The organism is Clostridiales bacterium FE2011 (assembly GCA_017569305.1).
In the GTDB taxonomy this organism is placed as follows: Bacteria; Bacillota; Clostridia; order Christensenellales; family Aristaeellaceae; genus Aristaeella.
On sequence record CP069418.1, the window covers coordinates 2,849,434 to 2,872,317 of the forward strand.

The 22,884-nt window shown below is 55.2% G+C and carries 10 protein-coding genes; 4 read left to right on the forward strand and 6 right to left on the reverse strand.

Annotated elements, in window-relative coordinates; genetic code table 11:
* The first annotated feature begins 24 nt into the window (after window positions 1-24).
* The 4 genes from JRC49_12830 to JRC49_12845 all read left to right on the forward strand — a co-directional run bounded on the left by JRC49_12830 (window position 25) and on the right by JRC49_12845 (window position 14,479).
* Window positions 25-11,976: a Cna B-type domain-containing protein gene (locus JRC49_12830; GenBank protein ID QTE70668.1), complete on the forward strand. Its 11,952-nt coding sequence runs from the start codon at window positions 25-27 to the stop codon at window positions 11,974-11,976.
* Between the two features lie 169 nt (window positions 11,977-12,145).
* Window positions 12,146-13,672, forward strand: coding sequence for a xylulokinase (gene xylB, locus JRC49_12835; protein ID QTE70669.1), 1,527 nt, complete (start codon window positions 12,146-12,148; stop codon window positions 13,670-13,672).
* A gap of 70 nt (window positions 13,673-13,742) precedes the next feature.
* Complete coding sequence (gene nrdR, locus JRC49_12840) at window positions 13,743-14,201, forward strand: transcriptional repressor NrdR (protein QTE70670.1); 459 nt, start codon at window positions 13,743-13,745, stop codon at window positions 14,199-14,201.
* A 32-nt stretch (window positions 14,202-14,233) separates the two neighbouring features.
* A complete protein-coding gene (locus JRC49_12845) occupies window positions 14,234-14,479 on the forward strand; it encodes a GlsB/YeaQ/YmgE family stress response membrane protein (GenBank protein QTE70671.1) in 246 nt (81 codons plus the stop codon).
* A 58-nt stretch (window positions 14,480-14,537) separates the two neighbouring features.
* Here JRC49_12845 and JRC49_12850 read toward each other — a convergent pair whose 3' ends face one another.
* From JRC49_12850 to JRC49_12875, 6 genes are all read right to left on the reverse strand, one after another.
* Entirely contained in the window at window positions 14,538-15,608 is a 1,071-nt protein-coding gene (locus JRC49_12850; GenBank protein QTE70672.1) for a galactose mutarotase, read from the reverse strand.
* A 128-nt stretch (window positions 15,609-15,736) separates the two neighbouring features.
* Window positions 15,737-16,987: a DNA recombination protein RmuC gene (gene rmuC, locus JRC49_12855; protein QTE70673.1), complete on the reverse strand. Its 1,251-nt coding sequence runs from the start codon at window positions 16,985-16,987 to the stop codon at window positions 15,737-15,739.
* A gap of 103 nt (window positions 16,988-17,090) precedes the next feature.
* Window positions 17,091-17,690: a recombination protein RecR gene (recR, locus tag JRC49_12860; protein ID QTE70674.1), complete on the reverse strand. Its 600-nt coding sequence runs from the start codon at window positions 17,688-17,690 to the stop codon at window positions 17,091-17,093.
* Window position 17,691: 1 nt separating this feature from the next.
* Window positions 17,692-18,030 (reverse strand): YbaB/EbfC family nucleoid-associated protein, encoded by a 339-nt coding sequence (locus JRC49_12865; protein ID QTE70675.1) that lies wholly within the window; start codon window positions 18,028-18,030, stop codon window positions 17,692-17,694.
* A 101-nt stretch (window positions 18,031-18,131) separates the two neighbouring features.
* Window positions 18,132-20,639 (reverse strand): DNA topoisomerase 4 subunit A, encoded by a 2,508-nt coding sequence (locus JRC49_12870; protein QTE70676.1) that lies wholly within the window; start codon window positions 20,637-20,639, stop codon window positions 18,132-18,134.
* Window positions 20,640-20,642: 3 nt separating this feature from the next.
* Window positions 20,643-22,637, reverse strand: a complete 1,995-nt coding sequence (locus JRC49_12875) for a type IIA DNA topoisomerase subunit B (protein ID QTE70677.1) — start codon at window positions 22,635-22,637, stop codon at window positions 20,643-20,645.
* Window positions 22,638-22,884 lie beyond the last annotated feature (247 nt).

Genomic DNA, 22,884 nt, shown 5'->3' on the forward strand with positions numbered 1-22,884 from the left:
AACTACACAGTTGAAGAAGTTGCTGTGCCCGGCTTCGCAAAGGTCATCGAAGGCACCCGTATCACGAACACGCTGGAGACCGTGAAGATCAACGGCGAGAAGAAGTGGGATATGAAGGGCTACAGCGAAGAGCTGATGCCCGAAAGCATCAAGGTTCTGATCAAGAACGGCGAAGCGACAGTTGACGAGCTGACCGTAACAGCGGGTGAGGACAAGAGCTGGAAGTTCGAGTCCAGAGACCTGCCGAAGTACGAAGCAGACGGCGAGACCGAGATCGAATACACCGTGGACGAAGAAGTCCCGGCCGGATTCGATAAGGTTGTGACCGGCACCACCATTACCAACACCTACAAGCCTGGTATAACGACCGTAAGCGGCCAGAAGGTCTGGAACCTGAAGGGTAACAGCGAAGACCTGCTGCCGGAGAGCATCACGGTCTACATCAAGGACGGCGAGAGCATCGTTGACACGCTGACCGTAAAGGCCGGAGTGAACAAGGATTGGAGCTTCACGTCCAAGGTACTGCCGAAGTACCGCGCAGACGGCAAGACTGAAATCAACTACACAGTTGAAGAAGTTGCTGTGCCCGGCTTCGCAAAGGTCATCGAAGGCACCCGCATCACGAACACGCTGGAGACCGTGAAGATCAACGGCGAGAAGAAGTGGGATATGAAGGGCTACAGCGAAGAGCTGATGCCCGAGAGCATCAAGGTTCTGATTAAGAACGGCGAAGCGACAGTTGACGAGCTGACCGTAACAGCGGGTGAGGACAAGAGCTGGAAGTTCGAGTCCAGAGACCTGCCGAAGTACGAAGCAGACGGCAAGACCGAGATCGAATACACCGTGGACGAAGAAGTCCCGGCCGGATTCGATAAGGTTGTGACCGGCACCACCATTACCAATACCTACAAGCCTGGTACAACGACCGTAAGCGGCCAGAAGGTCTGGAACCTGAAGGGTAACAGCGAAGACCTGCTGCCGGAGAGCATCACGGTCTACATCAAGGACGGCGAGAGCATCGTTGACACGCTGACCGTAAAGGCCGGAGTGAACAAGGATTGGAGCTTCACGTCCAAGGTACTGCAGAAGTACCGCGCAGACGGCAAGACTGAAATCAACTACACAGTTGAAGAAGTTGCTGTGCCCGGCTTCGCAAAGGTCATCGAAGGCACCCGCATCACGAACACGCTGGAGACTGTGAAGATCGAAGGCGAGAAGAAGTGGGATATGAAGGGCTACAGCGAAGAGCTGATGCCCGAGAGCATCAAGGTTCTGATTAAGAACGGCGAAGCGACAGTTGACGAGCTGACCGTAACAGCGGGTGAGGACAAGAGCTGGAAGTTCGAGTCCAGAGACCTGCCGAAGTACGAAGCAGACGGCAAGACCGAGATCGAATACACCGTGGACGAAGAAGTCCCGGCCGGATTCGATAAGGTTGTGACCGGCACCACCATTACCAACACCCTGGCAACGGTAGAAGTGAAGGTAACGAAGGTCTGGAACGACAACAACAACGTTGAAGGTTTCCGTCCGGAAAGTGTTACTATCAATCTGAAGAAAGATTCTGAAACGATCGATACGGTCGAGTTGAACGAAAGCAACAACTGGACCTACACATGGCAGAATCTGCTGAAGTATGAAGCTGGACAGGAGATCAATTATACGGTCTCCGAAGATCCGGTTGCCAACTACAGCACAAAGATCACGAAGGCTGCGGACGGTACCTTCACCTATACGGTGACAAACAGCCGTACCTACGAAGAGACCGAAGCGACCGTGAAGAAGGTCTGGGCAGACAATGAAAACAACGACGGCAAGCGGCTTGTTGAGCTGAAAGTCACGCTGAGTAACGGCGATGAAGTGACGCTGAACGCAGCGAACAACTGGACAGCAACCATCAACAACCTGCCGAAGTACGCAAACGGTGTTGAAATTGAATACACCTGGACTGAAAACGAAGAAGGCCTGCCGGAAGGCTACACGCTGACCAGCAGCAACAAGGTCGGTACGGTTACAACGCTGACAAACAGCTACACAGATGAGAAGACCGAAGCGACCATCGTGAAGGTCTGGGATGACAATGAAAACAACGACGGCAAGCGGCCGACCGCACTGAAGGCTGTACTGAGCAACGGCACGGTAGTGACGCTGAACGACGCAAACGGCTGGAAGGTGACAGTTAAGGGCCTGCCGAAGTACGCGAACGGTGTTGAAATTGAATACACCTGGACCGAAGATGAAACCGGACTGCCGGAAGGCTACACGCTGATCAGCACCGACAAGAAGGGCACGATCACGACGCTGACGAACAGCTACGAAGATGAGCTGACTGAAGCGACCATCGTGAAGGTCTGGGATGACAATGAAAACAACGATGGCAAGCGGCCTGAAGAACTGAAGGTCACGCTGAGCAACGGTATGGATGTCACACTGAGCGAAGCGAACAGCTGGACCGCGACGATTGACAACCTGCCGAAGTACGAGAACGGCGTTGAAATTGAATACACCTGGACTGAAGATGCAGCTGGTCTGCCGGAAGGCTACACGCTGACCAGCACCGATAAGAATGGCACGATCACGACGCTGACGAACAGCTATGAGGATGAGCTGACCGAAGCGACAGTGAAGAAGGTCTGGGCAGACAATGGAAACAACGACCGTAAGCGGCCTGTTGAGCTGAAAGTCACGCTGAGCAACGGTGATGAAGTGACGCTGAACGAAGCAAACGGCTGGACTGCGACCATTGACAACCTGCCGAAGTACAAAGACGGTGATGAAATTGAATACACCTGGACTGAAGACGCAGCCGGTCTGCCGGAAGGCTACACGCTGACCAGCAGCAATAAGGTCGGTACAGTCACAACGCTGACGAACAGCTACACGGACGAAAAGACCGAAGCGACCGTGAAGAAGGTCTGGAACGACGCCAATAACCAGGATGGCAAGCGTCCGACTGAACTGAAGGTCACGCTGAGCAACGGTACAGATGTCACGCTGAACGCAGCGAACGGCTGGACAGCAACCATTGACAACCTGCCGAAGTATAAAGACGGTGTTGAAATTGAATACACCTGGACTGAAGACGAAACCGGTCTGCCGGAAGGCTACACATTGACCAGCGCTGAAAAGGTCGGCACGATTACGACCCTGACGAACAGCCGCGACACTGAAAAGACCCAGGTAAGCGTTGAGAAGATCTGGAGCGACAGTGGCAACAGGGAAGGCTTCCGTCCGGAGACCGTGACCGTGAAGCTGCTGGCGAACGGTACAGAAATCAAGACAACTGAACTGAGCGAGAGCAACGAGTGGAAGTACACCTGGACCGGCCTGCCGAAGTACGAAGGCGGCAAGGAAATCACTTACACGGTTGCTGAAGACCAGCTCGAGAACTACAAGGTTCCTGTGATCGAGAAGGTGTCTGAGACCGCATGGGCTTACACTGTAACGAACAGCCGTGACTACGAGGAAACCGAAGTCAAGGTTACCAAGGTCTGGGACGACAATAACAATGCTGAAGGTTTCCGTCCCGCAAGCGTCACTGTCAACCTGATGAAGGGAACCGAGAAGATCGGCGAAAGCATCACGCTGGACAAGGACAACAACTGGAGCTACAGCTGGACCGAACTGCAGAAGTTCGAAAACGGCGCGGCGATCGAATACACGGTCACCGAAGATCCGGTCGCGAACTACAGCACGCAGATCACCAAGGCGGCTGACGGCATCTTCACCTACACGGTGACGAACAGCCGTACGACCGAGAAGACCGAGGTCAGCGTTGAGAAGATCTGGAACGACAGCAACAATAGGGAAGGCTTCCGTCCGGATGAAGTGACAGTGAAGCTGCTGGCGAACGGCAAGGAAGCCGGCACAATCACGCTGAACAAGGACAACAGCTGGAAGCATACCTGGACCAACCTGCAGAAGTTCGAAGGCGGCAAGGAGATCGAATATACGGTTTCTGAAGACCAGCTGGCGAACTACAAGAAGCCTGTGATCGCGAAGGTATCTGAGACCGCATGGGCTTATACCGTAACGAACAGCCGTGACTACGAAGAAACCGAAGTCAAGGTCCTGAAGGTCTGGGACGACAGCGATAACAAGGAAGGCTTCCGTCCGGAAAGCGTCACTGTCAACCTGATGAAGGGAACCGAACAGATCGGTGACAGCATCACGCTGAATGAGGACAACGAATGGACTTACACCTGGACTGAACTGCAGAAGTACGAAGGCGGCCAGGCGATCAACTACACGGTCACCGAGAATCCAGTCGCGAAGTACAGCACACTGATTACCAAGGCTGATGACGACACCTTCACCTACACAGTGAAGAACAGCCGTACAGTTGAAAAGACCAAGGTCAGCGTTGAGAAGATCTGGGAAGACAGCGAGAACGTTGAAGGCTTCCGTCCGGAGAGCGTGACAGTGAAGCTGCTGGCAAACGGCAAGGAAGCCGGCACAGCGACACTGGACAAGGCCAACGAATGGAAGTACACCTGGACAGACCTGCAGAAGTTCGAAGGCAGCAAGGAGATCGAGTACACGGTTTCCGAAGACCAGCTGAAGAACTACAAGACGCCTGTCATCGCAAAGGTGTCCGAAACCGAATGGGCGTACAGCGTGACGAACAGCCGTGATTACGAGGAGACTGAGGCCTCCGTAATCAAGGTCTGGGACGACGCGGACAACCAGGACGGCAAGCGTCCGGCAAGCCTGAGCGTGAAACTGCTGAAGGATGGTATGGATTCCGGCTATGACGTTGTCCTGAACGAGGGCAACGGCTGGACGGCCAAGCTTGAGAACCTGCAGAAGTACGCAAACGGCAATGAAATTGTGTATACCTGGAGTGAAGAAGCGCTGCCGCTTGGCTACACGCTGACGAACACTGACAAGGTTGGCACAATCACAACGCTGACAAACAGCCATACGACCGAAGAAACCGAAGTCAAGGTCAGCAAGGTCTGGGAAGACAGCGGCAATAAGGAAGGCTTCCGTCCCGCAAGCGTGACGGTACAGCTGATGGCAGACGGCAAAGCTGCGGGCGATGCAGTTGAACTGAATGCTGAAAATGAATGGAAGCACAGCTGGACCAAGCTGCAGAAGTACAAGGGCGGCGAGGAGATCCAGTACACCGTGACCGAAACGCCGGTGGCCGGTTACAAAGCACCTGTCATCGCAAAGGTGTCCGAGACCGAGTGGATCTACACCGTCACGAACAGCCGCGACTATGAAGAGACTGAAGCTTCTGTGAAGAAGGTCTGGAGCGACGGACATAACCAGGATGGCGTCCGCCCGACGAGCCTGACAGTGAAGCTGCTGGCGAACGGTAATGAAACCGAGTACAGCGTAACGCTGAAGGCTGCCAATGAATGGACAGCGAAGATTGAGAACCTGCAGAAGTACGCGGACGGCAAGGAAATTGAATACACCTGGTCCGAAAGCAACCTGCCGGAAGGCTACACGCTGACAAATACCAGCAAGGATGGCACACTCACAACGCTGACCAACAGTCATAAGACTGAAGAGACCGAAGTGAAGGTCCTGAAGGTCTGGGATGATGCTGACAACCAGGATGGCTACCGTCCGGACGAAGTAACAGTGAACCTGCTGGCTGACGGTGAAGTCAAGGAAACCGTCAAGCTGAACGAGGCCAACAACTGGAGCTACGAATGGAAGGAACTGGCCAAGAAGGCAGCGGGCAAGGACATCGACTACACGGTGACCGAAGACGCGGTGGATAAGTACACCACGAGCATCGTGAAGACGGATGAAAAGACCTTCACCTACACGGTGACCAACAGCCACAAGACCGAAGAGACAGAAGTGAATGTCACGAAGGTCTGGAATGACGCGGACGACCAGGATGGCTACCGTCCGGACGACGTGACCGTGAACCTGCTGGCTGACGGCAAGATCATCGATACCGTCACGCTGAGCGAAGAGAACGAGTGGAGCTACAGCTGGACCAAGCTAGACAAGAAGGCCAATGGCACTGACATCGACTACACGGTAACCGAGAACGCGGTGGCTGAGTACACCACGAAGATCGAGAAGACCGGTGAAAACAGCTTCAGCTACACAGTAACCAACAGCCACACCACTGAAGAAACTGACGTGGATGTCCTGAAGGTTTGGAACGACGCGGATAACCAGGACGGCTACCGCCCGGACGACGTAACAGTGAACCTGCTGGCTGACGGCAAGATCATCGATACCGTCACGCTGAGCGAAGAGAACGAGTGGAGCTACAGCTGGACCAAGCTGGCCAAGAAGGCTGAAGGCAAGGAAATCGACTACACGGTGACCGAAGACGCGGTGGCTGAGTACACCACGAAGATCGAGAAGGCCGATGCGAACAGCTTCAGCTACACCGTGACCAACAGCCACACCACTGAAGAAACTGACGTGGATGTCCTGAAGGTCTGGAACGACGCGGATAACCAGGACGGCTACCGCCCGGACGACGTAACAGTGAACCTGCTGGCTGACGGCAAGATCATCGATACCGTCACGCTGAGCGAAGAGAACGAGTGGAGCTACAGCTGGACCAAGCTGGCCAAGAAGGCTGAAGGCAAGGAAATCGACTACACGGTGACCGAAGACGCGGTGGCTGAGTACACCACGAAGATCGAGAAGGCCGATGCGAACAGCTTCAGCTACACCGTGACCAACAGCCACACCACTGAAGAAACTGACGTGGATGTCCTGAAGGTCTGGAACGACGCGGACAACCAGGATGGCTACCGCCCGGACGACGTAACAGTCAACCTGCTGGCCGACGGCAAGATCATCGACACCGTCACGCTGAGCGAAGAGAACGAGTGGAGCTACAGCTGGACCAAGCTGGACAAGAAGGCCAATGGCACTGACATCGACTACACGGTAACCGAGAACGCGGTGGCTGAGTACACCACGAAGATCGAGAAGGCCGATGCGAACAGCTTCAGCTACACCGTGACCAACAGCCACACCACTGAAGAAACTGACGTGGATGTGCTGAAGGTGTGGGACGACGCAGACGACCAGGATGGCTACCGCCCGGACGACGTGACAGTCAACCTGCTGGCTGAGGGCAAGATCATCGACACTGTCACGCTGAGCGAGGAGAACGAGTGGAGCTACAGCTGGACGAAGCTGGATAAGAAGGCCGCAGGCGTCGAAATCGACTACACGGTAACCGAGAACGCGGTGGCTGAGTACACCACGAAGATCGAGAAGGCCGATGCGAACAGCTTCAGCTACACCGTGACCAACAGCCACACCACTGAAGAGACTGACGTGGATGTGCTGAAGGTGTGGGACGACGCAGACGACCAGGATGGCTACCGCCCGGACGACGTGACAGTCAACCTGCTGGCTGACGGCAAGATCATCGACACTGTCACGCTGAGCGAAGAGAACGAGTGGAGCTACAGCTGGACGAAGCTTGACAAGAAGGCTGCAGGCGTCGATATCAACTACACGGTAACCGAAAACGCGGTGGACAAGTACAACACGAAGATCGAGAAGACCGCTGCAAACAGCTTCAGCTACACCGTGACCAACAGCCACACCACTGAAGAGACTGACGTGGATGTGAAGAAGGTCTGGAACGATAAGAACAACCAGGATGGCTACCGTCCGGACGACGTAACCGTGAACCTGCTGGCTGACGGCAAGATCATCGACACCGTCACGCTGAACGAAGAGAACGAGTGGAGCTACAGCTGGACGAAGCTGGACAAGAAGGCAGCTGGTGTCGACATCGACTACACAGTGACCGAGAACGCGGTGGATAAGTACACCACGCAGATCACCAAGGCAGCCGACGGTACCTTCACCTACACGATCACGAACAGTCATACGACTGAGGAAACCGACGTGAAGGTGAAGAAGGTCTGGGACGACAAGGACAACCAGGATGGCTACCGCCCGGATGACGTGACAGTGAAGCTGCTGGCGAACGGTGAGGAGACCGGCAAGACGGTAACTCTGAGCGCCGAAAACAACTGGAGCTACAGCTGGACCAAGCTGGACAAGAAGGCCGGCGGTAATGACATCGACTACACAGTGACCGAAAACGCGGTGGCTGAGTATACAGCGAACATCACCAAGGCCGCGGACGGAACCTTCACCTACACGGTAACGAATACCCACAAGATTGAGGAGACCGAAGTCAAGGTCCTGAAGGTCTGGGAAGATGCGGATGACCAGGACGGCTACCGTCCGGAAGACGTAACGGTGAACCTGCTGGCGGACGGCAAGGCAACCGGCAAGACCGTCAAGCTGAGCGCTGCCAACAACTGGAGCGAAGGCTGGGACAAGCTGGACAAGAAGGCCAACGGTCAGGACATCGACTACACGATCACTGAGGACGAGGTGGAAGAATACACCGCGGAGATCGTGAAGGCTGAAGACGGAACGTTCACCTACACGCTGACCAACAACCACACCACAGAAGAGACAGAAGCGACAGTCAAGAAGGTCTGGATTCTGGAAGAGAAGGAAATAAAGAATCCGCCGGAAAGCCTGACTGTGAAGCTGCTGGCTGATGATGTTGAAACCGGCAAGAGCGTTACACTGAACGCCGGGAACAACTGGAACGCGACGATTGACCACCTGCCGAAGTACAGAGATCACGGTACAGAGATCGAATACACCTGGACTGAAGTCGACCTGCCGGAAGGCTTTGAGCTGACTGACACGTCCAAGGACGGCACGGTCACGACGCTGACGAACACGTACACGGTGAAGCCCACCGAGCTGCCGCTTGAAGCGACGAAGATCCTGACGGGCCGTATGTGGACCGAAGAGGACAACTTCGAATTCACGCTGGCTGCGGATGAGCACAATCCGGAAGGCGCGGTACTGCCGGGAACGACAGTCAAGACTGCGGATATTACCAACAAGACTGTCACCTTCGACAAGATCGTGTTCAACAAGTACGGAACCTTCAAGTTCACGATCACTGAAACCGAAGGCCATATCAAGGGTGTTACCTACGATACAGAGCCGAAGGAATTCACCGTTGTGATCAAGGATGACGGAGTTGGCAAACTGTATGTTGACAGCGTTACCAACGACGCATACGTTGAGATCAAGAATCCGTATGAATCCTGCGGTGAAATCCAGTTCTTCGCGAAGAAGATCCTGATCGGACGTGACCTGACAGAAGGCATGTACACCTTCGCGCTGAAGGATGAAGGCGGCAATACGCTGCAGACCGCATCCTGCGATGCTGAAGGCAAGGTGGCATTCGAGCCGATCACCTACACCGAAGCGGATATGGTGGTTGACGGCCAGATCGTGACCGAACGGAAGTACACCTACACTATCAGCGAAGTGAAGCCCGAAGGCGATGAACTAGACAAGACGGTCATCTATGACGGCGCTGTTAAGGAAATCACGGTAACACTGAAGGATGATCAGGAAGGTACAATCACCACTGATCCGGAAACCGGAGATCTGGGTATTACCTTCATCAACACAGTGGTGAAGATCCAGAAGACGGATGTCTCCACCGGTGAAGAACTGAACGGAGCACACCTCAGGATTCTGGACAAGACCGGCGCTGTGGTCGATGAATGGGATTCCGAAACCGGTAAGCCGCATGAAGCGGAAAACCTGAAGATCGATGAAGAGTACACCCTGACTGAGACCATCGTTCCGAAGGATTACGCCTTCACGGCTGATGCAACCTTCAGCGTTGACAAGGAAGGCAGAATTACGACCAGCGGACTGAAGGCACGCGAAGACGGTGTGCTGCTGCTGGAAGACAAGCTGGCAGAGAAGCCTGAGTTCGAGAAGAAGATTAAGGACACGAACGATACGACAGGTGAGACCAGCGACTGGCAGGACAGCGCCGACTATGACATTGGCGACGCTGTACCGTACAGGCTGCAGGCGACCCTGGCGGATAACGTGACCGACTATCTGAAGTACCACATCACCTTCCACGATTACATGGATGAAGGCCTGACCTTCAACGGAATCGACAAGGTGACAGTGAACGGAACAGAAGTGACGGCTGACAGCTATACGCTGGAATCCGGCGAACATGGCTTCGACCTGACGATGAACTGGGGTGACGGTGAGACAAAGATCACTGATGCCAGCCTGAACAAGGCGGCCATTGAAGTGCTCTTCACCGCAACCCTGAATGAGCGTGCAGCCCTGGGTGCTGAAGGCAACGTCAACACCGGCAAGCTGGAATACAGCTGCAACCCGAATGTTGACCAGGACGGCAAACCCAGCGAAGAAACCGAAGAAACCAAGGAAGATTCGGTCATCGCCTTCACCTACAAGGTTGAAGTGAACAAGCTGAGCGAGACCGGAGCACCTCTGGCAGGCGCGGAATTCACGCTGGAGAAGAAGATTGAAGGCGACAAGCTGACGCTGATTGACTGCATCAAGGCTGACAGCGGCGACATGTTCACCTTCAAGGGACTGGATGACGGCACCTATATCCTGACGGAAACCAAGAAGCCCGAAGGATACCAGGGCATCGATCCGATCGAATTCACAGTGACAGCGGATCACACGATCGTCTGGGAAGGCGAGGCACGGGATACCATCCTGACCAAGCTGACCGGCAACGTGATTACGGGCGAGATTGAATTCACTGAAGACACCGGCATTGGCAGCCTGGTGACCTCCGTGAAGAATGTGCCCGAACCCACATCCGCGGCAGTGAAGAAGATCTGGAAGGATGCTGAGAACCGCGACGGCCTGCGGCCGCTGTCCCTGCGCATTGAGCTGCTGGCGGACGGCGAAGGCACCGGCAAGTTCGCAGTGCTGGATTCCTCCAACAACTGGACGGCTATGATCAACAACCTGCCGAAGATGAACAACGGCAAGGCGATTGAGTACAGCTGGAAGGAGCCCGCAGTATTCGGCTACACGCTGACGGGCAGCCAGAAGAACGGCATCCTGACCACGCTGACGAACACTCACGGTCCGGACGAGACTGAAGTGAACGTACGCAAGGTCTGGGTTGACGCCAATAACGCGGCAGGCAAGCGGCCCGATAGCATCACAGTGCAGCTGTATGCTGACGGACAGGCTGCAGGCGCAGCGGTCAAGCTGGATGCTTCCAACAACTGGAGCTACAGCTGGACGAAGCTGGCCAAGAACGCCAATGAGGCGGGCATGACCAGGGAAATCAAGTACACGGTTGCTGAAACCGAAATTCCGGAAGGCTATATCGCCAAGACCGCCGGAAATGCCTCCACGGGTTATGTGATTACCAATACCTTCGAGACAGGCAAGCTGATCATTGAGAAGGAATTTGAAATCGAGCCCTGGGAGCCCTTCGGTCCGGATGACAGCCCAATGGACATCCCGGTTATCAAGACCTGGAACGATAACAACAACAAGGACGGCAACAGGCCCGGTGCCGTGACGGTGAGACTGCTGGCGGACGGCGTTGAAGTCGCCACCACCCAGCTCGCCGAATCGAACGGCTGGAAGACGGTGTTCACCGGACTTCCGAGGCTGACGGCCGAGAAGCAGAAGATTGTGTACACCATTACCGAGGATCCGGTTGAATGGTACGAGGCAGAGATTCACGGATTCAACATCCGGAACAACTACAAGCCCGAACTTACCAGCGTAACGGTCCGGAAGGAATGGGACGACAACAACAATGACCAGAAACTGAGACCGGAAAGCATCGTGATGACGCTGAACAACGGTATGACAGTCCTGCTGAACGCAGGAAACAACTGGACCGCGACGATCAGCGATCTGCCGACCAGAGTGAACGGGCAGCCTGCCACATACACCTGGACGGAGCAGAAGGTGCTGAACTACGGCCTGACCAGTGTGGTAACGGAAGGTAACACAACCACCTTCACGAATACCCTCTGGAAGCGTCCTGAGACACCGCCGACGGAAGGCAAGAAGCCGAAGACCACCGGCGAAACCGTAACCTTCGAAGAATACAAGACGCCTCTGGGAGTTGAATCCATCATCAACCACGTTGGTGACTGCTTCGACTAATCAAAACCACGGTTCTGCGGGTCGGCTGAAAAGCCGGCCCGCTTTCTGTTTCAAAGCAGAAGGAGAACAGGAAAACACAGGGAATGTTGCTTGACAGGGCAAAACCACAAGAATATAATAGTTTTTAGTGATTAACCACTATATTTTGTGGATAGAGAGGAAAATGCATATGAAATACCTTCTTGGGATCGACCTGGGAACATCCGGCACGAAAACAGTTTTGTTCGACCAGAACGGTAAGGGTATCTGCTCCGCAACCGTGGAGTATCCTATGTATCAGCCGCAGAACGGCTGGGCGGAACAGGATCCCAAGGACTGGTATAATGCCGCAGTCAGCACGATCCGTACAGTGCTTGAGAAGAGCGGTGTAAACAAAGAAGACGTGGTTTCCATGGGCATCAGCGGCCAGATGCACGGCCTTGTGATGCTGGATGAAAAAGACGAAGTCATCCGTCCCTCCATCATCTGGTGCGACCAGCGGACCGCCAAGGAATGCGAAGAGATTACCGCCAAGGTTGGATATGACAACCTGATCCGGATTACCGCGAACCCCGCACTGCCTGGATTCACCCTTTCCAAGCTGATCTGGGTGCGGAACCATGAGCCGGAAAACTACGCAAAGTGCAAGCACGTGCTGCTGCCCAAGGACTACGTCCGGTTTATGCTGACCGGTGATTTCGCCACAGAGGTTTCTGACGCCAGCGGCATGCAGATGCTGGACGTGCCGAACCGCTGCTGGAGCGACGAATTGCTGGGCATCCTGGACATCGACAAGAGCATGCTGGCCAAAGTTTATGAGAGCTGCGAAGTGACCGGCCATATCTCCGCCAAGGCGGCTGAACTGACCGGCCTGAGTGAGAAGACCCTGGTTGTCGGCGGTGCCGGAGACAATGCTGCCGCAGCAGTCGGTACCGGCGTTGTGGAAGACGGAAAAGCTTTCACGACCATCGGTACAAGCGGCGTTGTGTTCGCTCATACGGATAAGCTGGCGATCGACCCCAAGGGCCGTGTACATACCTTCTGCTGCGCAGTGCCCGGCGCATGGCATGTGATGGGTGTTACCCAGGCTGCCGGACTGAGCCTGAAATGGTTCCGCGACAACTTCTGCGGAGCTGAGAAGATCACCGCGGAAGCGATGGGCGTTGATACTTACGAACTGACAAACCAGGAAGCGGCCCAGAGCCCCATCGGCGCCAACAAGCTGATTTACGCGCCGTACCTGATGGGCGAGCGGACCCCGCACCTGGACAGTGACTGCCGCGGAATTTTCTTCGGCCTGAGCGCAATGCATCAGCGCCGCGACCTGCTGCGTGCGGTTATGGAAGGCGTTACCTACAGCCTGAATGACTGTCTGGGCGTGCTGGCCGGAATGGGCGTTGCGCCTGAAACGATGCTGGCCTGCGGCGGCGGCGGAAAGAGCCCGCTCTGGCGTCAGATGCTGGCGGACGTGATGAACTGCCCCGTGGCAACCACCATCAATACAGAAGGCCCCGCCCTGGGTGTGGCTATCCTGGCAGGCGTAGGCGCAGGACTGTACGGCAGTGTTCAGGAAGCCTGCAGGGCGATGATCAAGGTCAATCCCGCACAGAATCCGATTGCCGAGAACGTGCCGAAATACGCGAAAGTGTATGAAGTGTTCAAGAAGCTGTACACAGCCAACAAGGAACTGTACAAGGAACTGGGAACAATCGAGTAATTAATTCTTAAAACTTAAGAATAAATGATTGAACCCACGAGAACACGCGACAGCAGTGGAGGGAAAAACTATGAAATGCCAGTATTGCAGCTGCCTGGACAGTAAAGTAATTGACTCCCGGCCGACGGATGACGGAAACAGCATCCGGCGCAGGAGAGAATGCACAAACTGCGGCAGACGGTTTACAACCTATGAAAAGGTTGAACTCAGTCCTCTGTTTGTGGTAAAGCGGGACGGCCGCAGGGAAAGCTTTGACAGCCGGAAGATCAAAGCGGGTATCCTGCATGCCTGCGATAAGCTGCCTGTGAGTATGCAGCAGATCGACGAGATTGTGACCCGGGTGGAACAGAAGGCCTATGCCACGATGGACGGAGAAATTGCTTCCGAAAAGATCGGCGATATGGTTATGTCCGAACTGAAGAACCTGAACGACGTCGCCTATGTGCGCTTTGCGGCAGTATACCGGAAGTTCACCGATGTGGGCACATTCATGAACGAGCTGAAGAAGCTTGTTGATGAGAAAATGTAATTGCCGGATAAGCTATACAGGAGGGAAAAGACATGATTTTCAGCTGGATTATCAAGATTGCACTGTGGGCGCTGGCAGGCTTCGCGGCCAGCAAGATCATGAAGGGAAGACCTGACGGACTGCTCAGCAACATCCTGCTGGGCCTGGTCGGCGGTGTTGTGGGCAACCTGCTGTTCAGCCTGATCGGTCTTGATTCCATCAACGGAGTCGGAAACATCATCGTTTCCGTGATCGGTGCCTGCGCAGTCCTGTTCTGCGTTAAGAAGTTCGCAAAATAACAGAGACAAATGAAAAATCCCGCTGCATGAAGCAGCGGGATTTTTCATTGTGTCTGGATTAATCATCATCCGCACGGAAAGCGTAGATGGTGGTGGTGTCATACTTTTCACCGGGACGAAGGATCGTTGTGCCGGGGAAGTTGGGATGATTGGGATCATCCGGGCAGTGCTGGGTTTCCAGGCAGAAACCGGAATAATGACCGTAATCCGCGCCTTCCTTGCCGCCCTTTACATCCAGTGTGCAGGCGGTATAAAGCTGAATGGCAGGCTGGTCAGTCAGCACTTCCATATAGCGGCCGGATTCTTCATGATATACGCTGGCCGCAGCGCCCATGGCTTCGCCCTTGCGGAGAACGAAGTTATGATCATAACCGCCGGCGGGAATCATCTGGGGGCAGGTTTCATAAACTTCAAGTCCTTCCTCCAGTAACAGGCCGTCGCGGAGATCCAGGGGCGTTCCGACAACAGGCATATAGTCGCCGGTGGGGATCAGACCGCTGTCCACTTTGGTGATGACATCGGCATCGATGGCAACTTCATGATCCTTAACAGTGCCGTGTTTATGGCCGCCCAGGTTGAAGTAGGTGTGGTTGGTGAGGTTGCAGAGGGTGGGCTTGTCGGTGGTGGCTTCATACCGGATGATCAGATCGCACATATCATTCCAGGTGAAGGTTACGGTCACATCCAGATTGCCGGGGTAGTTTTCCTCACCGTCGGGGGAAATACGATGGAAGGATACGGAATCCTCATGTTCTCCCTCTTTGGGAGTGCCGGTCCAGAAATGAGCGGCGAAGCCGACGTTACCACCGTGCAGATGGTTTTTACCATTGTCATTGAGAGCAACCTGGTACTGGACACCGTCAATGGAGAATTTGCCGGCACCGATGCGGTTGCCGTAGCGGCCGACTGTATCGCCGAAGCAGCCGTGAGGCCCGATATAGCGATCCAGGGAGTCAAAACCAAGGGCAACATCATCCATATTGCCGCCGGCATCCGGGACGATAATGGAGGTGACGATAGCGCCCCATTCCATAACAGTGACAGAAGCGCCCATGCTGTTGGTCATGGTAAACTTATGGACATCTTTTCCTTTGGGGGATTTTCCCCAGATTTCCGTTTTGATGGACATAGCACGATTCCTCCCAGTTTTAATTCGATTGACCTTTTTCTCCGGGAAATGCTTCCGCAACGGTCTGAAATGATATGGACCGGCATGGAAAAGCAGAATGTATTTATACATGCCGGAGAAAAACGATTTTACTGATCAACATCCTCTTGTATTGTAAGGCTTTCAGGGGGATTGTCAAGAGCAGCAGGACCCGTTTCCAGCGCGGAAAGCTTGCGCTGGATGGAACGGGATTTTGTAACAGCTGAATCAATGGATTCTCCTGCCTGGTCAAGGCGGCGGCGGGTGTTTTCCAGCGTTTCCGCGAAACGAGTAAAGTCCTTTTTGATTTCACCCAGCAGAAGCCAGACTTCCCCGGAACGCTTCTCAATGGCCAGGGTACGGAAACCCATCTGCAGGGCGTTGAGCATGGCAGAGAAGGTACCGGGTCCAGCAATGACGATCCGCTGCTCCCGCTGCAGGGTTTCGACCAGTTCCGGCGTCTGAAGCGCTTCGGAATACAGCCCTTCCACAGGCAGGAACATGATGGCAAAATCCGTGGTATAAGGCGGGAAGATATACTTTTCAGAGATCTTTTTCGCTTCCTGCTTCAGGCGCTGGATGAGCGCCTTCCGGGCAGCTTCAGCACCGGCAGCGTCTCCCTGCTGGGCGGCATCTGTCAGGCGGATATAGTCCTCCTGGGGGAACTTGCTGTCCACTGGCAGATACACCGTATTTCCACTCTGATCCGGCAGGCAGACCGCAAACTCGACCCGTTCGGCTGAGCCGGGAACAACGGCGACGTTTTCCTCATACTGGCCGGGAGCCAGTGTCTGGCGGATCAGATTCCCCAGCTGCATTTCACCCCAGATGCCCCGGGTTTTGACGTTGGTGAGGACCTTTTTCAGATCACCGACACCGGAGGCCAGGGTATGCATTTCGCCGAGCCCTTTATAGACGGACTCAAGACGCTCACTGACCTGGGCAAACGACTGATCCAGCTTCTTATCCAGGCTTTCTGACAGGCGGTCATCCACGGTCTTGCGCATTTCAGTAAGCTGCCGTTCGTTTTCCAGGCGGAGATCATTGATCTTTTCCTCCTGGTTCCGGGTGGAAAGAAGAACCTGGCGCTGCATGCTTTCCAGCAATGTAGACTGACCCTGTCCCATCTGGGACAGGGTGGTCATGAGCGACTGATTGGCTTCATAAAGGGATTTTGCTGCCTCATCGTGCTGGGCGTCAAGCTCATCCAGAAGGCGATTGCCAAGATTGACCAAGCCGTGTTCCTGGGTCATCCGGTCGCGTTCCTGTTTATGGTCAAGCGCAGACTGCCTGATCAAAAGGATAATCAGGAGAAGCAAGCAAAGAATAAGTAAAAGAGGCGTTATAAATTCGTAAGTCATTTTATCAAGGGATCCCTCGACCAGGCTCGGGATGACAATGAAGGCATAGCCTTCATTGTGGCTGATGTGTTGAGATTCTTACCATGTTTGTGAGTTGACAAGATTACATGTCTCTTCTGCCTTCAAGGGCTTTATAGAGGGTGACTTCATCCGTATACTCCAGGTCGCCGCCGACGGGTACACCGTGGGCGATCCGGGTACATTTGACATTCATGGGCTTCAGAAGACGCGCAATATAGGTTGCGGTTGCTTCGCCCTCCACATCCGGATTGGTTGCGAGAATCACTTCGTTTACTTCTTCCGTGCCGAGACGCGCAAGAAGCTCCCGGATGTGGATGTCATCGGGACCGACACCTTCCATGGGAGAAAGGGTTCCGTGAAGCACGTGGTAAAGCCCGTGATACTCATGCATCCGTTCAAGGGCCGCCACATCCCGGGGATCGCGAACCACGCAGATCTGGCCGTTGTGACGGGTGGGATCCGCGCATATGGGGCAGGCGTCGCCGGTGGAATAATTACCGCAGGTTTCGCAGAAGCGTATAGCTTTGCGGCCCTCCCAGAGTGCGACAGAGAGGGCGCGGACGTTTTCCTGCGGCTGCGAGGCCAGATGGTAAGCCAGACGCTGGGCCGTTTTAGGCCCGATGCCGGGCAGCTTGGCCAGTTCCATGGCCATGGCCGCAATAGGCTCAAACTGACTGCTCATCTCAGAACAGACCACCCATTCCGGGAGCCATGCGGTTCATCGCGGTTTCGCGGGCTTCCTCGCCCTTGCGAAGCGCTTCGTTCACCGCAGCCATCACCAGGTCCTGCAGCATTTCGATATCGTCCGGATCCACAACCTGGGGATCGATGGTGATCGCGGTCAGCTCGCGCTTGCCGCTGACTTTGACGGAAACCATTCCGCCGCCGGCGGTAGCTTCATATTCAGCTTCGTCCAGGCGCTCCTGGGCTTCCTGCATCTGCTGCTGCATTTTCTGAGCCTGACGCATAAGCTGCTGCATGTTGGCGCCTCCACCGAAGCCGCCGAAATTCTGTCTACCCATAATTGATGTACCTCCAATGTAAAATTCATAATTCAGAATTCAGAATTCAGAATTATTGATTGTGTGGGAAATTGCCTGATGGTTAATAACCGGGGAAAGGATTATGTGGATTCCGGAGAAGCGGGCTCTTCGGGAACGGGAGCGGGAACAGCCGTAACGCCGGTGACGATGTCGTCCAGGATGGCCATGACGTAGGGCATTCCCTTGCCAGCCCGGTTCTGGAGCAGGATATCGTCCCGGGAGAGTTTGCTGACCGGACTGCGAGCCTGGTAGACCAGGAGATCGAAGGGCAGATCACGGTTGATCCGGCTGACATCGGCAATACACTTGCCGTTGGAGCCGTTCTTGTTAAAGTAGAAGCAGCGGACACCCTTACCGGCACGGTTCTGGGGCTCGAAATCAAGCTGGGGAATGCGCTTGGCCCAGCCGCGCTCAGAGAAGATGACGATTTCATCGGTTTCCTCAAGCTGGCTGACCCAGAGCACTTCATCTCCGCTTTCCACACTCATGCCCTTAACGCCGGTGGCGATCCGTCCCTGGACCGGAACGGTGGAGAGCGGGAAGCGGATGCTCATGCCGCCCCTGGTGATAAGCAGCAGATCGCCCTCATGCGCGGCGGGAAGAATGGCCAGGAGCGCGTCACCCTTCTTCAGGGAGAGACAAGGATACTTCCGGCTGCGGACGTCATAGTCCACGGCCGCGGTGCGCTTGATCATACCGTTCTTTGTGATGAACAGGAAGTCCGGGAGATCCTTCATCTTCGCGGAATCGCAGGTCAGCATGAGCAGCGGCTGCTCGTTCTCCTCGATGCCCATGAGGACGCCGGAAAGGAGCTGGCCGCGGTCCTTCGGCTTGCATTCCGCAATTTTGCCGACATTGATGGGATAGCAGTTGCCCAGATCGGTGAAGATATAGAGATTCTCCGCCGTAGTGGTCGGAAGCAGCCAGCGGGCGCTTTCAGTGAGGTTCTCTTCCGCAGTGGGAAGCGGAGTACGCTTCAGCAGGGCGGGAGAGACACGCTTGAGGTAGCCGCCCTCAGTGTAGATGATGACGGCGTCTTCCGGTTCAGGCGTGTTGTCCGGCAGATCCACAGGAGCATCCTCAGGAACTTCCAGCGTAGTGCGGCGGTCATTGGCAAACTCCTCCGCAATGGCTTCCATTTCCTTGCGGATAACTTCATTCAGCTTCTTTCCGCTCTTCAGGATGCCTTCGAGACGGGCAATCAGCTTCAGGATATCCGCATATTCCTTCCGGAGGGCTTCGACTTCCAGATTGGTCAGGCGCTGCAGGCGCATATCAAGGATGGCCTGGGCCTGGATCTCAGTCAGCGCGAACCGCTCCATGAGGCCGATACGGGCTTCCTTCGGGCTCTTGCTGGCACGGATCAGGGCAATAACCTCATCCAGATTGTCCAGGGCGATCATCAGGCCTTCCAGGACATGAGCGCGGGCCTTTGCCTGCTTCAGTTCATACTCCGTGCGGCGGGTGACAACCTGCTTCTGGTAATCAATATAGCTGGCGATGAGTTCCTTCAGGCTCAGCTGCTTCGGCTTGCCGCCGACAATGGCGACCATGTTGACGCCGAAGGTGACCTGCAGGTCGGAATACTTATACAGATAGGACAGGGTCCGCAGGGGATCCACGTCACGCTTGAGCTCAATAACGGCCCGCATACCGGTACGGTCGCTCTCATCACGGATATCATAGATACCGCCGAGGGCCACTTTTTTATCCTCGCTCAGTTTCTGGATTTTTTCCAGCATGGCGGCTTTATTAATCTGGTAGGGGATCTCTGTAATGACAAGAAGCTTCCTTCCGGAAGGACCGTCTTCGATATTGACCCGGGCACGGAGGGTCAGCTTACCCTTGCCGGTTTCATAGCCGCGGCGGATCTCCTCATTGCAGAGCAGCACGCCGCCGGTGGGAAAGTCCGGACCGGGGAGGATCTTCATCAGTTCATCCAGGGTGATATCCGGGTTTTCCATCTGGGCGATGACGGCGCGGACGGCTTCCCCCAGGTTGTGGGTGGGAATGTTGGTGGCCAGGCCGACAGCGATACCGTTGGCACCGTTCACCAGCAGGTTCGGGAAACGGGCAGGCAGCATGTCCGGCTCTTTCAGGGTGTCATCGAAGTTCAGGCGGAAAGGTACGGTATCCTTCTCGATATCCCGCAGCATTTCCATGGCCAGGGGCGTCATCCGGGCTTCCGTATAACGCATGGCAGCGGCGCCGTCACCGTCGATGGAGCCGAAGTTGCCGTGGCCGTCCACCATGGGGCAGCGCATGGAAAAGTCCTGCGCCATATGCACCAGGGCACCGTAGACGGAGGAGTCACCGTGGGGATGATATTTACCGAGACAGTCGCCGACGATACGGGCGCACTTGCGGTGCGGTTTATCCGGCGTGGTGCCGAGTTCCATCATGGTATAGAGGATACGGCGCTGAACGGGCTTCAGTCCGTCCTCCACCCGGGGAAGGGCGCGCTCCAGGATGACATGTTCGGCATAGGGCATCATGCTGTTATGCATGACGTCTTCCATATTGATATCAAGAATCCGGGAAGGATCGTCCTTGACGATAGGCTTTTCAGGTTCTTTACGCTTCGCCATGGCTTACTGCTCTCCTTCCTGCGCCTGCACGCTGTGACCGTCAAGCTCCGCATCGAACGTGTCTGTACGGTTAAAGTCAGCGTGTTCGCTGATGTAATCGCGGCGGGGTTCCACCTTGTCTCCCATGAGGACGGTGGTGAGCCGGTCCGCCAGGGCAGCATCCTCGATGCCCACGCGCATGAGCTTGCGCTGGGACGGATCCATGGTGGTTTCCCACAGCTGCTCGGGGTTCATCTCACCCAGACCTTTGTACCGCTGCAGGGTGTATCCCTTGCCCACGGTACGGGTGGCTTTGGCCAGCTCCTTGTCATCGTAGGCGTAGATGACTTTCTGGCCCTTCTGGATTTTATAGAGCGGAGGCATACCGATGTATACATGCCCGCCGGTGATCAGGTCCTTCATATAACGGAAGAAGAAGGTGAGCAGGATTGCCCGGATATGGGCACCGTCCTGGTCAGCATCGGAAAGGATGATGACTTTGCCGTATTTGAGGTTGTCCAGGGTAAAGCCTTCATCAATGCCGGTCCCCAGGGCAGTAATGAGGCTGCGGAATTCCTCATTGGCGAGGACCTGGTCCAGATGCTTCTTTTCAACGTTCAGGGGTTTGCCGCGGAGGGGAAGGATAGCCTGGAAACGACGATCCCGGCCCTGCTTGGCGCTGCCGCCTGCAGAATCACCTTCCACGATGAAGAGCTCGTTATCCTCCCAGTGGCGTCCGGTGCAGCTGGAGAGCTTGCCGACCAGCGGAGCGGCCTCCAGCTGGCTGGCTTTACGGATGTTGTCACGGGTTTTGCGGGCAGCTTCCCGAGCCTGGGCGGCACGCATCGCCTTGGAGACGATGGCGTTGGCAACTTCCTGGTTTTTCAGGTTATCCAGCCAGTCCAGCAGCTGCTGGGTAACGATGGCTTCCACAGCGGGGCGCACTTCACTGTTGCCGAGGCGGCCTTTGGTCTGGCCTTCAAACTGGGGATTCTTGACCATGGTGGTCAGGACACAGGTGAGGCCTTCGCGGAAATCTTCACCTGCCAGGTTGTTATCCTTCTCCTTCAGCAGGCCGACGCGGCGGGCATAATCGTTGAAGCACTTTGTAAAGGCGGTTTTAAAACCGGCCTCGTGGGTGCCGCCCTCCGGTGTGTTGATGTTGTTGACATAAGAGAAGAGGCTTTCGGTGTAGCCGTCGGTATACTGGATGGCAGCACGGCAGATGATCGAGTCACGCTTGCCTTCAACATAGATGATATCTTCCTGCAGGGCGTTTTTGCCGGCATTCAGATAACGGACATAATCGGAAATGCCTCCGTCATAGCAGAAGACACGGGTGCGGCTGTCCGCATCGGCAATCCGCTCATCCGTGAAGGTGATGCGGATGCCGCGGTTCAGGTATGCCAACTCCTGCAGGCGGCGGGCGACAGTTTCAGTATGGAAACGGACGTCCTCGAAAATCTCGTCGTCCGGAAGGAAACGAACCAGGGTGCCCTTTTTACGGGTGTTGCCGAGAACTTCCAGCGGACCTTCGGGCTTGCCGGCGTGGACTTTGCCGGTGGCGGGATCCATTGCGCTGGTAAAGGCCATACGGTAATGGGTCCAGTTGAGGAAGACGTCGACGGTGAGCCACTTGCTCAGAGCGTTGACGACGCTGGCGCCGACGCCGTGGAGACCGCCGGAATAGTCATAGTTCTCACTGTTGAACTTGCCGCCGGCATGAAGCACGGTGAAGATGACTTCAACGCCGGGCTTGTGCATGGTCGGGTGGTCGTCCACGGGCATGCCGCGCCCGTTGTCATAGACGCTGGCGGAGCCGTCCTTGTGCAGGGTGACGGACACTTCGGAAGCGAAGCCGTTGGCCGCTTCGTCGATGGCGTTGTCCACGATCTCCCACAGGAGATGGTGAAGGCCGCGGGAAGAAGTAGTACCGATATACATGCCGGGGCGCATACGCACAGCCTCCAGGCCTTCCAGCACCTGGATATTACCGGCATTATAGGTTTGGGATGCCATGGGTTCACTCCTTTGGGGCTTTCAACGAAAGGCCCGAATGATGACAGTATATTATACCATAAAATGTGCCTGAAAAGAAAGGGGAACACAAGATTTTGTAAGCTGTACAGCTTACAAAATCAATGATATATCGCTTCGCGATATGATATATTTGCCCGTAAACGGGCAAATGTGATTTATTGTTTAGTTTTTCTTCGAAATGGGAAAAATACGAGGGGTCAATTTATCAGATAAGTCGTTTATTCGG